10 protein-coding genes are annotated in these 14,496 nt (G+C 75.8%); 7 read left to right on the plus strand and 3 right to left on the minus strand.

What is annotated here, in order from left to right:
- Positions 1-88: 88 nt before the first annotated feature.
- A complete protein-coding gene (locus ACFYUY_RS02940; RefSeq protein ID WP_387897319.1) occupies positions 89-1,462 on the minus strand; it encodes a lipopolysaccharide biosynthesis protein in 1,374 nt (457 codons plus the stop codon).
- Positions 1,463-1,697: 235 nt separating this feature from the next.
- Here ACFYUY_RS02940 and ACFYUY_RS02945 point away from each other — a divergent pair, with 235 nt between their 5' ends.
- The 3 genes from ACFYUY_RS02945 (at position 1,698) to ACFYUY_RS02955 (ending at position 7,135) form a co-directional block, all read left to right on the plus strand.
- Positions 1,698-2,762 (plus strand): GNAT family N-acetyltransferase, encoded by a 1,065-nt coding sequence (locus tag ACFYUY_RS02945; protein ID WP_360210640.1) that lies wholly within the window; start codon positions 1,698-1,700, stop codon positions 2,760-2,762.
- 84 nt (positions 2,763-2,846) lie between these two features.
- A complete protein-coding gene (locus ACFYUY_RS02950; protein ID WP_387897322.1) occupies positions 2,847-3,830 on the plus strand; it encodes an alkaline phosphatase family protein in 984 nt (327 codons plus the stop codon).
- A gap of 98 nt (positions 3,831-3,928) precedes the next feature.
- Entirely contained in the window at positions 3,929-7,135 is a 3,207-nt protein-coding gene (locus tag ACFYUY_RS02955) for a hypothetical protein (RefSeq protein ID WP_387897325.1), read from the plus strand.
- Positions 7,136-7,286: 151 nt separating this feature from the next.
- Here the strand turns inward: ACFYUY_RS02955 and ribA are convergent, their stop codons facing one another.
- Positions 7,287-7,916 (minus strand): GTP cyclohydrolase II, encoded by a 630-nt coding sequence (gene ribA, locus ACFYUY_RS02960; protein ID WP_360210646.1) that lies wholly within the window; start codon positions 7,914-7,916, stop codon positions 7,287-7,289.
- Positions 7,917-8,302: 386 nt separating this feature from the next.
- Here ribA and gdhA point away from each other — a divergent pair, with 386 nt between their 5' ends.
- The 4 genes from gdhA (at position 8,303) to ACFYUY_RS02980 (ending at position 12,706) form a co-directional block, all read left to right on the plus strand.
- The gene (gene gdhA / locus ACFYUY_RS02965) at positions 8,303-9,691 is read left to right on the plus strand and encodes an NADP-specific glutamate dehydrogenase (protein WP_360210648.1); all 1,389 of its coding nucleotides are present in this window, start codon (positions 8,303-8,305) and stop codon (positions 9,689-9,691) included.
- Positions 9,692-9,822: 131 nt separating this feature from the next.
- Entirely contained in the window at positions 9,823-10,698 is an 876-nt protein-coding gene (locus ACFYUY_RS02970) for a GyrI-like domain-containing protein (RefSeq protein ID WP_387897328.1), read from the plus strand.
- A 265-nt stretch (positions 10,699-10,963) separates the two neighbouring features.
- Positions 10,964-11,872, plus strand: coding sequence for an NADP-dependent oxidoreductase (locus ACFYUY_RS02975; RefSeq protein ID WP_360210652.1), 909 nt, complete (start codon positions 10,964-10,966; stop codon positions 11,870-11,872).
- A gap of 69 nt (positions 11,873-11,941) precedes the next feature.
- Positions 11,942-12,706 carry a VOC family protein gene (locus ACFYUY_RS02980; protein WP_387897330.1) on the plus strand — a complete coding sequence of 255 codons (765 nt, stop codon included), beginning with the start codon at positions 11,942-11,944 and terminating at the stop codon, positions 12,704-12,706.
- A gap of 173 nt (positions 12,707-12,879) precedes the next feature.
- Here ACFYUY_RS02980 and lnt read toward each other — a convergent pair whose 3' ends face one another.
- Positions 12,880-14,466: an apolipoprotein N-acyltransferase gene (gene lnt / locus ACFYUY_RS02985; RefSeq protein ID WP_387897333.1), complete on the minus strand. Its 1,587-nt coding sequence runs from the start codon at positions 14,464-14,466 to the stop codon at positions 12,880-12,882.
- Positions 14,467-14,496: the final 30 nt, after the last annotated feature.

A 14,496-nucleotide genomic window follows, 5' to 3' on the forward strand; every position in this document is an offset into this window, starting at 1 on the left:
GCTCCCGAAAGCGGGGAAGCGCCCTCGGGACCGTGCAGGCGCTGTGCCTATCCACTCTAGGCACCAGGCGTCCAGGCTGCCCCCTCAGTCACCCCTCGCGGCCGCGCGCGGCCGCCGCCGGACCGGTCGGGGCGCCCCCGCCCCCGGGCGGCGGAGCGGGGAGCCACCAGGAGCGCCGCCACAGCAGCACGGCCGCCACCAGGGTCTGCCCGATCAGCCAGGCCGCGCCCGCGCCGTCGATGCCGAGCACCGGCAGCAGCAGCGCGGTCAGCGCCAGCACCGTGACCGAGAGCGACGCCAGCACGCCCACCACCACGCTCATCCGGCGCCGGGCCCGGGACAGGGCGACGACGGTGGTGGTGAGCAGGTTCGGCAGCGCGGAGAGCGCGAGCAGCCAGAGCACGACCGTGCCGTGGCGGGCGTAGTCCGCGCCGAACACCCGCAGCGCCCACGGCCCGACGGCGATCAGCAGCACCACCGCCGCCACCAGCACCCGACCGGAGTGGCGCAGCACCCGCCGGTAGTCGTCGAGCCGGGTGATGTCCCGGGCGGACTCCACGACCAGCGAGTAGCCCATGTTGGAGCTGAAGCAGTACAGCGCGAAGGGCGCCGTCCAGGCCAGCGAGAAGTACGCGCTGTCGGCGGCGCCGAGGCGGTTGAGCACCATCACGGGCGGCAGGTTGACCGCCGCCAGCCAGCACATCGCACCGGCGTAGTCCGCGGCCAGGTAGCCGAAGGTCGGTCTCGAGGTGTCCGCGGCGGCCTGCGGTGCGGCGCGCTGGTGCCGGGGCAGGGCGCGGCGGAAGACGAAGGCGTTCGTCACCACGAGGGCGAGCGCGAGGCCGGCCATCCAGGACACCAGGATCCCGTTCTCCGCGCCGAAGGCGACGAGGACGGCCAGCAGTCCGATCTTCTCGACCGCGAACAGCCCGTTCTCCAGGGCCACCCAGTCCGCCCGCCGCAGGCCGGTCAGGACGCCGTCCTGCAGGTTGAACACGGCGTAGCCGGCGGTCGCCACGACGAAGAACAGCCCCAGGCCCCAGCTGTGCAGGAAGTCCAGCCCGGGCGAGAGCCAGGGGATCAGCAGCACGAACCCGGCGGCGAGCACCAGGGTGACCGACGAGGCCACGGCGTAGGCCAGCCCCACGAGGCGCCCGGCGCGCCGGCCGGCGGAGGGCACGAAGCGCACCATCGCGTTGGCGAGGTTCAGTTGGCCGATTCCGCCGAGGAACATCATGGCCGAGACGGCGGCGACGTTGCGGCCGACGGTGGCCGCGTCGTACCAGTGGGCGGCCAGCGCCCAGTACAGGGCGCCGAAGGCCGAGGTCAGGAGTGAACTGACGGTCAGCAGATGGGCGTTGCGCAGCAGCGGGTCGTAGTTCCTGGCGGCGGTGAGGACGGCCCTGCCCCGCGACCGCAGGGACCGGGTGGCGGCGGGCGGGCCGCCGGATCCGTTGCTCACCACCAGCAGCTCCCGTCCTCGGCCTCCCCGGCCCGGTCGCGGCGCTCTGCCGGTACGGCCGGCCTGCCCATCCTATGACCGGGGGCCCGGCCGCCGCCCGGCCGCCGCCCGGCCACCGTGCTCCCCCGGGGGCGGGTTCGGGGGCGAGGAGCGGGCGGACCGGCGGGAACGCCCGGACGTCCCTAGCCTGGGAGGCGGGACCCCGGCCCGACGACCGGAGAGGAGCCCCCGTGCCATGCCCAGGAATCCGCCCGCCGGTGTGCGGGTGACCAGCCCGGTGCCGCGCGCCCTGTGGTGGGAGCTGCTCGGGCGGGACGGCGGCGCACTGGTGACGCAGACCCCGACGTGGCTCGACTGCCTCTGCGAGGCCTGGCCGCTGGAGGACGCGAGCCGGCTGTACCGCTTCGACGGCGGCCGCCGGATCCTCGTCCCGCTGGTGCGTCACCGGCGCCGGGGCACCCGGCTGCTGGCGGAGGAGTCCTGGCCCGGCTGGGGCGTCGGCGGGGCCCTCGTGCCGGACGGGGCACCGGACCTGCGGGAGGCCAGGGCCGTCCTGGAGGACCTCGCGCACCGGCCGGCCGTCCGGGTCGCCGTGCGGTTCAGCCCCCGGGCCTCCCCGGTCTGGGGCGAGGCCGCCCCCGGCGCCTTCGCGGCCTACGACCGCACCACCTTCCTGCTCGACCTCGACGGCGGGTTCGAGGAGGTCTGGGCCCGCCGCTTCCACGCCCGGGTCCGCCGGGGCGTGCGGCAGGCCGAGCGCGCGGGGGTGGAGGTGGAGGTCGACCGGACCGGCCGGCTGGTTCCGCTCTTCCAGCGCCTCTACCGGGAGTCGGTCGAGCGGTGGGCGGCGCAGCAGCACGAGCCGCCCGCCCTGGCCCGGTGGCGCCACCGCCGGGAGGAGCCGCCGCGCCTGCTGGAGGCGGTCGCCGAACGCTTCGGCCCCTCCTGCGCGATCTGGCTGGCGCGCTGCGGCGGGGAGCCGGCCGCCGCGATCGTCGTCCTGCGGCACGGGGACCACACCAAGTACTGGCGGGGCGCGATGGACCGGGCCCTGGCCAACCCGGTCCGCGCCAACCACCTGCTGCACCGCCTCGCCGTCGAGGACGCCTGCGCGGCCGGGAGCCGCTGCTACGACATGGGCGACGCCCGGCCGGACTCCTCGCTGGCCGAGTTCAAGGAGAGCTTCGGCGCCCGCGCGGTGCGCAACCCGGCGTACTACCGCGAGCGCCTGCCGCTGACGGCGGCCGACCGGCGGGTGCGCGGCGCGGTCAAGCGCGTCATCGGCTTCAGGGACGCCTGAGGCCCGGGCGGTTCGGCGGTGCCGGAGGAGCTCCGCCGGGCGGCAGCGCTTGCCGCGCCCGCCGGGGGCGACCAGGCTGGAGAGGTGATCCGGGCGGTGCCGCGGGCCGCCGGCCGGCGCCGCCGAACGGGCGGGGCCGTCGGCGCGGCCGCCGCCGCCCTGCTGCTGGCGGGCTGCGCGGCCACCGTCTCCCCGTCGGCCACCGTCTCCCCGTCGGCCACCGTCTCCTCGCCGGCCACCGTCTCCTCGTCGGGCCCGGGCGCCGCCCCGGGCGCGGCGGCCCCGTCGGGCGCCGGGGGCGCGGTGCCCCGCCCCGACCACGTCGTGGTCGTGATGGAGGAGAACCGGTCCTACCCCGACGTCATCGGCCGGACCGACCAGGCGCCCTTCATCAACGCGCTCGCCGACCGCGGCGCCCTGTTCACCGGCTCCTTCGCCGTGGCGCACCCCAGCCAGCCCAACTACCTGGCGCTCTTCTCCGGTTCGGTGCAGGGCGTCACCGACGACTCCTGCCCGCAGACCTTCGGCGGCGCGAACCTCGGTTCCGCGCTGCGCACCGCCGGACTGTCCTTCGCCGGCTACTCCGAGGGCCTGCCGGCCGCCGGCTCCACCGTCTGCGACAGCGGCGGCTACGCCCGCAGGCACAACCCGTGGGTGGACTTCGCCGACCTGCCGTCCGAGGTCAACCAGCCGTTCTCCGCGTTCCCGCACGACTACGCGGCGCTGCCGACGGTGTCCTTCGTCGTCCCGGACCTCACCCACGACATGCACGACGGCACCGTCCGGCAGGGCGACGACTGGCTCCGGGACAACCTGGCCGGCTACGCCGACTGGGCCGCCACCCACAACAGCCTGCTGGTGGTCACCTGGGACGAGGACGACGGGAGCCCGGCCAACCACATCCCCACCGTCGTGGTGGGCGGGCCGGTCGCCCCCGGGCACTACGGCGAGCGGATCGACCACTACCGGCTGCTGCGCACGCTGGAGGACGCCTACGGCCTGCCGCCGACCGGCGCCGCCGCGGCCACCGCCCCCATCGGCGACGTCTGGCGCCACGGCGGCGCGTAACGGCTTGGCCACAGGCCCGGTGAAAAGCGGTAACCGCTGTCCCGAAGCCGCGACATGATGATGCGTCAAGGTTGCGGCGGCGGGCGGGAGAGTGGCGGATGGCCGATGGCGTGCCGACGGGGACGGGGACGGGCCCGCGGACGAGGGTGGACCGGCGGCCCTGGGGCGGCCGGGAGGACGGCGCACCGGACCCGCCGACCAGGCTCGGACGCTTCCGCACCCCGCCCGACGCGCCGACCAGGGTCACCCCGCCACGCGGCGCCACCCCGCCGACCGTCACCCGGCGCCCGGCCCCCGCCCGCGGCGGCCACTTCGGCGGGGCCTTCCCCGCGGCCCTGCTCAACCGCTACGAGCCCTACGAGGTCGCCGGATCGGGCACCGAGGGGACGGTCTGGCACGTACGGCGCACCGACGGCGGCGGCGACGCCGCGGTGAAGGTCACCCGGGCCGGGCAGGGCATGGACGCCGAGCTGCTGGAGCACCTGCGCGACCCGGCCCACCGGCGGCACGTGCCCGAGATCGTCGACTACGGCCAGGTCGAGCACGCCGGGGTGGGCTGCGCCTGGGTGGCCATGGAGTACCTGCCGGTCACCCTGGCCGACCACGTCGCCGAGCTGCACCGGCAGGGCCGGCACACCGACGGGCGGGAGACCGACCGCATCGTCCGCGAGCTCGTGGACATGCTGGACTTCTGGCAGCGCCGGATCGAGCGCAACCCGGTGGACTTCAAGCCCTCCAACATCCTGGTCCGGCCCGGCGGCGTGGGCCCCGGGGAGTTCGTGATCGCGGACTTCGGCGGCATCGCCCGGCTCACCGCCAGCCGCAGCTTCACCCCCGAGATGCAGGTGACCGTCGCCTACATGGCGCCCGAACAGCTCGCCGGCGCCAACCACCCCGCCGGGCCCTGGTGGGGCCTGGGCAACGTGCTGTACGAGCTGTACTCCGGCCGGCCCCACTACCTCGACGCGGACGGCCTGCTGGTGAGCGACGAGGTGCTCCAGTACGACCTGGTCTTCGGCGAGGGGACGGACCTGTCCGCCGTCGCCGATCCGCGCCGGCTGCTGCTGCTCCAGGGCCTGCTGACCAGGAACCCGGCGCACCGCTGGCGGGCCCCGCAGGTCACCCGCTGGCTGGCGGGCGAGAGCCCGGTGGTGGTGCGGCCCCAGCGGCCCGCCCCGGGCCCCGGCGGCGGCCCCGCGCACCGCCCGGTGACCTTCCTCGGCGACCCGTACCACGCCCCGTCCGTCCTGGCCCGGAGCATGCTGAACCGCTCCGGGGAGGCGGCGGAGTGGCTCGTCGACGGCGGCGCGCAGCAGCTGCTGGCCTGGCTGCGCGACGAGGTCCGGGACACCCTCTTCGACCTGCACTACCTGCGGGCGGTCGACACCGCCCGCGGTGCGCGCCGGGCGGCGGCGGCCGCGCTCGCCGTCCTCGCCTTCGGCGCCGCCTTCGCGCCGTCCGCCGTCCCGGTCTACCGCGAGCGGCCGGTCGACGCGGACGGCCTCACCCGGATCGCCGCCGGGCCCGACGGCGTCGCCTTCGTCGACGAGCTGCTCGCCGCCTCGGTGCCGGCCGTCGCCGCCCGCTACGACTGCGACCACGCCGAGTGCTCCGGCGAGCACTGCGGGCGGCTGCTCGGGCTCGGCCGGGTCCCTCAGGTGGTGGCCGAGGCGGACCGCGCCGCCCACGAGCTCGGCGGCGGCCGGCGCAGCGGCGACGGCCTCGGCGCGGACGAGCGGGCCGAGGCGTACCGGCTCGCCGTCTGGCTGACCGTCCAGCCCCAGGAGCACGCCCGGCTGCTGGCCCGGCTCTCCCCGCTGCCCGGCGCGCTGCACCGGCTGCCCCTGCCGGGCCGGCTCTCCGTGCTGCTGGCCGTGGTCGCGGCCGCCGTGGCGGACGCCGTGCTGGCCGCCTGGACGGCGGTGCGCGGCGGGCGGGCGGACGACGTGCGGCGCCGCTGGTCGCTGCTGCGCCGGCGCGCCGTGGCGGCGGACCCGGGGGAGGTGTCCGGATGCGCGGCCCTGGTCGCCGCCGAGGCGCTGCGGGCCCGGCGCGGCACGGTCGGGGCGGGCGCGCCCGGGCCGGCCGGCGCGACCGAACGCGGCGCAGCGGCGACCCGCACGGGCGGAGCGACCCGGACCGACCGGGCGGCGGCCGCCGCCCGCCGGCTCCGAGACCGGGCGGCCCCGCGGGTCCGCGCCTGGTGGGCGGACGCCCGCTCCGGCCTGCCCCGCCGGGCCGCCGCGGCCCTGCTGCTGCTCGTCGCCCTCGCCCTGCTGCTCTGGGCGGGCGCGCTGGCACGGCTCAGCGTGGACGCCGGGAACCAGCTGAAGGTCTTCCCGAACAGCCTCTTCGGCGGCCACCTGCGCACCGCCGGCGACCACGCGGCCCGGTCGGTGGCCCCGCAGCTGGGCGCGGCGCTCGCCGCGGCCCTCATCCTGGTCGCCTTCCCCGCCCGGGTCGGCCGGGGCACGGTCGCGCTGGTCGCCGCCGGGGCCGCGGCGATCGGCTACCTGCGGTTGGGGCCGCCGATGACGGTGCTCAAGCCGCCGCCGGCGGTGGTCGACCGGGTGGTGACCTTCGAGGGCGGGATGGGGAGCTGGGCCGGGGTGGCGGCCACCGTCGGCGTCGTGCTGGCGCTGGTGCTGGCCGAACGTGCCACCCGGCTGATGCGGGCGGCCCGGACCGCCCGGGACGACGGCGCCGGGCGGGCGCCGGGGCGGGCCCCCCGTCCGTCCGGCGCGACGGGCGGGGCGACGGGACGGGCGACGGGCGGGGCGGCGAGTGGCGCGCCTCGCGGCGCGGGGGGTGGCGGCGGGGGCGCCGCCGGCCGGCCGGCGGCCTCCCGGGACTGGCGGCCAGGCCCGGCCGGGGTGCGCGACCGCGTCCGGTTCGCGCTCGGCGGCACGGTGGTCCTGGTGCTCCTGCTCGGGTCGGCCGTCGAGGTGCGGCTGGCCGCCGTCGGGCACCACACCACCCCGGCGTCCTGGGGAACCGGCCAGGTCGGCGCCGCCTACCAGGCCGGCTTCACCCTGCTGCTGGCCGCGGTGTCGATCGCGTCCACCCTCGCCCGCGCCCGGACGGCCCGTTGGCTCTTCGCCCTCTGGGTGCTCGGCACGCTGCTGCTCGGGGCGCTGCCCCCGCCGCTCGGACCGATGGAGGCCCTGCGCATCCCGGTGGCCGGGCCGCTGTACCGGTCCGTCGCGGAGCTCTGGGGGCACGGCGCGTTCTGGGCGGCCGTCCTGGTCGCGCTCCCGCTCGCCTGCCTCGGCATCCAGCGGGCGGTGCTGCGTACGGGGCGCTGACGGCGGTTGCGGTCCTCGGGCCGGCGCCGCTGCGGGGGTGCTTCCCGGGGACGCTTCCCGGGTGGGGGTCCGGGCGGGTCCGGGCGGGGGGCCGGGCGGGTCGGGTCCGGGCGGGGGGCCGGGCGGGTCGGGTCCGGGCGGGGCCGCGGGGTCAGCCGACCAGCAGGGAGAGCTCGATCGAGTGCCCGGTCCGCTCCGCCTTGGCCCGCAGGTAGCGGACGTTGCTGGCGTTCTGGTGCACGCCGGTCGGCACCCGGTGCCGGACGGTGACGCCGAGGTCGGCCAGCTGGGCGGCCTTGTCCGGGTTGTTGCTCAGCAGGTCGACGGTTGCGGCGCCGAGCGCGGCGAGCATCTGGGCCGCCGCGGTGTAGTCACGGCCGTCCTCGGGCAGGCCGAGCGCGGTGTTGGCGTCGTAGGTGTCCAGGCCGGAGTCCTGCAGGGCGTAGGCGTCGAGCTTGTTGTAGAGGCCGATGCCCCGGCCCTCCTGCCGCAGGTACAGCAGGAACCCGCCCGCCTCGGCGATCCGCTCGACGGACTCGCGCAGCTGCGGGCCGCAGTCGCAGCGGTCGGAGCCGAAGACGTCCCCGGTCAGGCACTCCGAGTGCAGGCGCACCAGCGGGGTGCCGCCCTCCGGCACCTCGCCGAACGCGAGCGCCAGGTGCTCGGCGCCGTCGGCGAGGCCGTGGAAGGTGAAGACCTCCGCCTCGGCGCGGTAGCCGTCGGGGAAGGACAGCGGGATGCGCACGCGCGAGCGCACCGTGGCGGGGCCGGGCTGCGGCATGGGTGGGCCTCCGTCGATGAGGGGTGGACCGGGCGGCTCCGGGTGAGCCGGGTGTCGACCGTACTCGGTTGTTCCAATTTGAACAACTGGGTACCGTCCGTGCCCACCGGGTGCACGCAGGCGCACAACAGCGCCCGCGCCCCACCTGTTCCCGACCTGTTCGCGACCCGTTCCCGTCGGCGTGAGCCCTTCCCGGACGCCGGGGTTCAGCCGGGCTCCATGCGGACCCGAGGGCGCTGCCGGATCGTACGGTCCGCGAGGTGAGGGGGTTTCAGCATGTGGATGTCCCGGGAGCCGGGTCCTGGACACTGCGAGACTTCCCCCGTTTCCTGGGCACGGGAACGCCTCGCGCACGACCACCGACGACCACGGAAGGTCCTGATCTGATGCCCACCAACCCTCACGCCGCCGCCTCCCCGCACCCCTTCGACGCCGAACAGCGCGTCATCGAGGCGCTCTACGCGGAGGTCGTCCGCCGGAACAGGGGCGAAGCGGAGTTCCACCAGGCCGTCCACGAGGTCCTGGAGACCCTCGGCCCGGTCCTCGCCCAGCGCCCCGAGCTCGTCGACGCCCGGATCATCGAGCGGATCTGCGAACCCGAGCGGCAGCTCATGTTCCGGGTGCCGTGGACGGACGACTCCGGCGCCGTCCACGTCAACCGCGGCTTCCGGGTCGAGTTCAGCAGCGCCCTCGGCCCCTACAAAGGCGGGCTGCGCTTCCACGCCTCCGTGAACCTCGGCATCGTCAAGTTCCTGGGCTTCGAGCAGATCTTCAAGAACGCGCTCACCGGGCTCGCCATCGGCGGCGGCAAGGGCGGCTCCGACTTCGACCCCAAGGGCCGCTCGGACGCCGAGATCATGCGGTTCTGCCAGTCCTTCATGACCGAGCTGCACCGCCACCTGGGCGAGCACACCGACGTCCCGGCGGGGGACATCGGCGTCGGCGGCCGGGAGATCGGCTACCTCTTCGGCCAGTACAAGCGGATCACCAACCGTTACGAGAGCGGCGTCCTCACCGGCAAGGGCCTCGGCTGGGGCGGCGCACAGGTCCGGACCGAGGCGACCGGCTACGGCTGCGTGATGTTCACCGCCGAGATGCTGCGCAGCCGCGGCGAGGGCCTGGACGGGCGGCGGGTCGCCGTCTCCGGCTCCGGCAACGTGGCCGTCTACGCCATCGAGAAGGCGCAGCAGCTCGGCGCGACGGTGCTCACCTGCTCCGATTCCTCCGGCTACGTGGTGGACGAGAAGGGCATCGACCTCGACCTGCTCAAGGAGGTCAAGGAGGTCCGGCGCGGCCGTGTCGCCGACTACGCCCGGCTGCGCGGCGGGCACGTCCGGTTCGTCGAGGGCCCGGGCGTGTGGAGCGTGCCCTGCGACGTCGCGCTGCCCTGCGCCACCCAGAACGAGCTGACCGAGGCGGACGCGCTGGCCCTGGTCCGCAACGGCGTGCAGGCGGTCGCCGAGGGCGCCAACATGCCCACCACGCCGGAGGCGGTGCGGGTGTTCCAGGCGGCCGGAGTGGCCTTCGGCCCCGGCAAGGCGGCCAACGCGGGCGGCGTGGCGACCAGCGCGCTGGAGATGCAGCAGAACGCGTCGCGCGACTCCTGGACCTTCGCCGCCACGGAGGAGCGACTCGCCGGGATCATGAAGCACATCCACGACTCCTGCTTCACCACCGCCGAGCGCTACGGCCACCCGGGCGACTACGTGGTGGGCGCCAACATCGCCGGCTTCGAGCTGGTCGCGGACGCGATGCTGGCCCAGGGCCTGGTCTGAGCCACCCCGCCGCACTGCTGCCGCTCCGGTCGGGTCCTGCCGTACCCGACCGGAGCGGGCACCGATCGTCGGGTACGGCAGGGTGGGTCCTTCCTACGGTGGAGATCAGCAAGGGAAGGACGGGGGCAGGAGTGCTCGAACACCTCAACCGGGCGATGGACGAGATCGACCGGAACCTGGACCGCGAGATCGACGTGGGCGCCCTGGCGCGGATCGCGATGACGTCGGAGTACCACTTCCGGCGGCTGTTCTCGATGCTCGCCGGGATGCCGCTATCGGAGTACGTCCGCCGTCGGCGACTCACCGTCGCCGGGGCGGAAGTCCTCGACGGCGAAAGGACGTTGCTCGACATCGCGGTCAGGTACGGCTACACCTCGGGCGAGGCGTTCGCCCGGGCCTTCCGGGCGATGCACGGGGTCGGCCCCGGCGAGGCCCGGCGCAGCGGTGCGGTGCTCACCTCCCAGCCCCGGATGTCCTTCCGACTCGTCGTGGAGGGAAGCAGCAGCATGGAATACCGGATCGTCGAGAAGCCGGACTTCCGGATCGTCGGCAGGAAGGCCCGGGTCACCCTGATCTACCAGGGCGTCAACCCGGGGATCGCCGAGTTCATCAGGGGGCTCGGCAAGGACACCGTCGAGCGGATCGCGGAGCTCACCGGCCGGGATCCGGTCGGCATCGTGTCGGTGAGCGACGACTTCTCCGCCAACCGGGAGGAGGGCTCCGAACTCGACTACTGGCACGCGGTGGTGGCGCGCGAGGACGCCGTCGTCCCGGACGACCTGGACGTCCTGCACGTCCCGGCCGGGATGTGGGCCGTGTTCACCAACAGCGGGCCGTTCCCGCAGGCCCTGCAGGAGATGTGGGGGGACGTGGCCGCGCAGTGGTTCCCGTCCAACCCGTACGAGGCCCGGCCGGGCCCGGAGATCCTGCAGACCCGTTTCGTCCCGGGGTCGCCCGACGCCGAGGCGGAGCTGTGGATCCCCGTGGCCCGGGCCGTACGGAGCTGACGGCCGGCGGGTGCGGGTGCGGGTGCGGGTCGGCCGACAGCTGACGGATAACAGGTAACAGATGACAGCAGACAGCGGACAGATGACAGATTTCGAAATCTGTTATCTGTCTGCTGTCATCTGTTCGCCGTCTCGGCCCCTGCCCCCGGCTCGCGCCCGCGGCCCCCGTTCGGCCCACCAGCGCCCGCCCCCGCCCCGCCCGCCCCCGCATGCTGGCCTGGGGCCCCGGGGGAGCAGGAGCCGCGACCGAGGAATGGGATCAGCGATGGCCAAGGCGTTCGGCTTCGTCGACTACGGCGGGCCGGAGACACAGGAGTTCATGGAGCGCCCGGTCCTGGAGGCCGGCCCCGGACAGCTGGCGATCGCGGTCCGCGCCGCGGGCGTGAACCCGGTGGACTGGAAGATCCGCCGCGGCCTGCTCGGCCGGGAGCGGACCCTTCCGGCCGTCATGGGCCAGGAGGCCTCCGGGGTGGTGCAACAGGTCGGCCCGGGCGTCACCGGGTTCACCCCCGGCGACGAGGTGTTCGGCCTCGCGGCCGCCGGCGCGTTCGCCGAGCAGACGCTGCTGCGCGCCGACGCGAGCGCGCTCAAACCCGGCGGCGTCGGCTTCGACCGGGCCGCCGTACTGTCCGTCTCGGTGGCCACGGCGGACGACGCCGTGCGCGACCTCGGCCTCGGGGCGGGCCGGACGGTGCTCATCCTCGGCATCGCCGGTGGCGTCGGCAGCGCGGCCGCCCAGATCGCCCGCAGTCGCGGCCTGACCGTCATCGGCACGGCGAGCGACGCCAACCGGCAGCACGTGGAGTCCCTCGGTGCGGTCCAGGTGCGCTACGGCGAGGGTGTCGCCGAGCGGATCGCCGCTGCCGCGCCCGACGGCGTCGACGGCGTCCTGGACCTGGTCGGCGGTGTCGCCCTCCGGGAGGCCGCCGGCCCGCTCAAGGGCCGGGTGGAGCTGGTCAGTACGGCTGACCCGGTCACCGTCGCGGAGCTCGGCGGCCGTTACGTCACCCGCTCGACCACCCCGGAGACCCTCGCCGATCTGGCCGCCCTGGTCGCCGCCGGCGAGCTGGACCCGCACGTCACCGGCCGCTATCCGCTGGACCGGGCGGTCGAGGCGGTCTCCGCCGTCGAATCCGGGCACGCCCGGGGCAAGGTCGTTCTTGAAATCGCTTGAAACACAAGATTCGTGACGATTCATCAGATCCCGTCGAAGAACGTTCAGAGAGAGTCGAGAGTAGAGGCCATGAAGCAGAATTCAGTGACCATGGACGGCCCCTGCTGGGTCGAGCTGGGCACCTCGGACCCGGCCGCCGCCAAGGCCTTCTACCGCGAGCTGTTCGGCTGGCGTGCCGAGACCGACCCCCGGCCCGAGGCCGGCGGCTACACCCAGATGTTCCTCGGCGACGCCCCGGCCGCCGGACTCACCCCGCTGTTCACGCCGGACCAGCCCACCGCCTGGACGGTGTCCTTCGCCGTGCCCGACACCGACGTCGTCGTCGCCCTGGTCAAGGACGCGGGCGGCCGGGTCCTGATGGAGCCGGCCGAGGTGTTCGACCTGGGCCGGTTCGCGGTGGCAGCGGACCCGTCCGGGGCGGTCTTCTCGCTCTGGCAGGCCCGCGCCTTCCAGGGCGCCGGGGTGCTCAACGAGCCCGGTGCGCTCGGCTGGGTGGAGCTGCTCACCCGCGATCCGGTGACCTCCGCGGCGTTCTACCCGGAGGTGTTCGGCTGGTCCGTGAGCCGCTCCGACCAGTACACCCAATGGGGCGTGCACGGTGGGGACTTCGGCGGCATGCTGGTGATGGACGACCGCTTCCCGCCGGAGGTGCCGCCGCACTGGCTGCCGTACTTCTCGGTCGCGGACGTCGACAACACCGTCACCCGGGCGAGCGGCCTCGGCGCGGACGTGCTGATGCCCGCCACCGCCGTACCGGAGGGCCCGCGGATCGCGGTGCTGCGCGATCCGCAGGGCGCGGCGTTCGGGGTCTACCTGGCCGGCACCGAGGGCTGAGCCGGCCCCGAGGGCCGATTCGGCTCCTAGGGTCGATTCGGCTCCTAGGCCCGGACGGGCGCGCGGGGCGGCCGTACCGCGCACCGCCCCGCGCGCCGGGCGCCCAGGCGGCGCCGGGCTCGCCGGCGGCCCGGCGCCCACCGGGGCGGCCCGGTTCACCGGCGGCTCAGGGCCTACCGGCGCCGCCGCCGGGGAGAGGAGCGCCACACGCCCACCGCGGCCGCCGCCGTGACCAGCAGCGCTGCCGCCGGCACCACGTCGCCGACCCGGTCGTACCAGGTCAGCGTCCCGGGCTCGGTGAGCGGCACCCGGACGGTCAGCGCACCGGTGCCGTCGGTGCCGAGCCGGGCGAGTTCCCGCCCCTGGGCGTCGAAGGCCGCCGACACGCCGGTCAGCGAGGCCTGCACGGCCGGCCGGCCGGTCTCGGCGGCCCGGATCGCCGCGAGGGAGACGTGCTGCTCGGGTGCCCAGGTGTCCTGGAAGGTCGAGGTCGAGGACTGGTAGACGAGCATCCGGGCGCCGTCCCGCGCGGCCGTGCGGGCCATGTCGGGGAAGGCGGACTCGAAGCAGATCAGCGCGCCGACCGGCAGTGGGGCGCCCGTCCGGTCGGTGGCGGGCAGCAGGTGGAAGGCGGTGCCGGGGGCCCGGTTCTCGCCGGCCGCGCGACTGACCCCGGCGATCCAGCCGAGCAGCGGCCGCAGCGGGATGTACTCGCCGAACGGCACCAGCCGGATCTTGCGGTAGCGGTCCACCACACCCGCCGGGGAGACCAGCACCGCGTCCTTGGAGATCCGCCCGTCCGCCTTGCGGGCGTCCTCCCCGGCGATGACCGGGGCGCCGGTGGCGGCGGCGAGGCCGCGCAGCCGGTCGAGGGCGGCCGGGTCGCGGTCGAGGTCGGCGGTGGTGCTGCTCTCGCCCCAGACGACGAGGTCCACCGGGTGGCCGCCGAGGGCCGCGGTGTCCCGGGCGCCGGCCTCGAAGCGGGCCTGCGGATCCTCTACGACGCCGGGCTGGATCAGTGCCACGGTGACGGCCCCGGTCCGGGCGGGGGCGTCGCGCAGCGCGAACAGCAGCGGTCCGGCGGCCAGCACCAGGACGGTGGCCAGCGCCGCCAGCGCGCGCGGGCGCCACTGCGCGGCGGTCAGCACGATCAGCACCCCGGTGTTGACGGCCGCCACCGCGGCGCTGACCAGCCAGATCCCGCCGGCCGAGGCCAGTCCGAGGATCGCCGGGTGCTGCCACTGGGTCGCGCCGAGCAGCGCCCACGGCCCGCCGAGGGCGTGCCAGGACCGCGCGTACTCGGTGGCCACCCACACCGCGGGGACGACGACGAGGGCGAGCAGCGCCCGACGGGCGGTCAACGGCGGGTGCAGCAGCCGGTGCACGGCGTAGCCGACGGCGCCCTGCAGCGCCCCGACCAGCACGGCCAGCACCGGCAGTCCCGGCCCGATGGAGGGGATCAGCCAGTACATGGCCGTCAGGATGAACCCGGCCCCGAACCACCAGCCGCGCACCGCCGCCTCCCGTCCGTCGGGGGCCCGTTGCATCAGCAGCAGCCCGGGGACGAGCGCGATCCACGCCAGCCACGCCTGCCCGGGCGCGGGGAACGCCAGGACCGGCACCGCCCCGGCGGCCAGTGCGCCGAACCGGGCGCGGTAGCGGTGTGGTCTGCGAGGCCGCTCCGGGGCGTGCCGGTGGGCGCTGTGCCCGGGGTGCGGCGTGCGCGGGGCGGGGCTGGGGGGCGCGGGGCGGCGGGACATGCCCCGTATTGTCCGCTCGGACGGAGCGCG

Source organism: Kitasatospora sp. NPDC004745 (genome assembly GCF_042873275.1).
In the GTDB taxonomy this organism is placed as follows: Bacteria; Actinomycetota; Actinomycetes; order Streptomycetales; family Streptomycetaceae; genus Kitasatospora.

Excerpts from the sequence above, each read along its gene's own strand:
- ribA (WP_360210646.1), bottom strand. The coding sequence starts at position 7,916 with ATGCCGCAGCCCGGCCCCGCCACGGTGCGCTCGCGCGTGCGCATCCCG.
- lnt (WP_387897333.1), bottom strand. The coding sequence starts at position 14,466 with ATGTCCCGCCGCCCCGCGCCCCCCAGCCCCGCCCCGCGCACGCCGCAC.
- ACFYUY_RS02955 (WP_387897325.1), top strand. The coding sequence starts at position 3,929 with ATGGCCGATGGCGTGCCGACGGGGACGGGGACGGGCCCGCGGACGAGG.
- ACFYUY_RS02945 (WP_360210640.1), top strand. The coding sequence starts at position 1,698 with ATGCCCAGGAATCCGCCCGCCGGTGTGCGGGTGACCAGCCCGGTGCCG.
- gdhA (WP_360210648.1), top strand. The coding sequence starts at position 8,303 with ATGCCCACCAACCCTCACGCCGCCGCCTCCCCGCACCCCTTCGACGCC.
- ACFYUY_RS02980 (WP_387897330.1), top strand. The coding sequence starts at position 11,942 with ATGAAGCAGAATTCAGTGACCATGGACGGCCCCTGCTGGGTCGAGCTG.
- ACFYUY_RS02975 (WP_360210652.1), top strand. The coding sequence starts at position 10,964 with ATGGCCAAGGCGTTCGGCTTCGTCGACTACGGCGGGCCGGAGACACAG.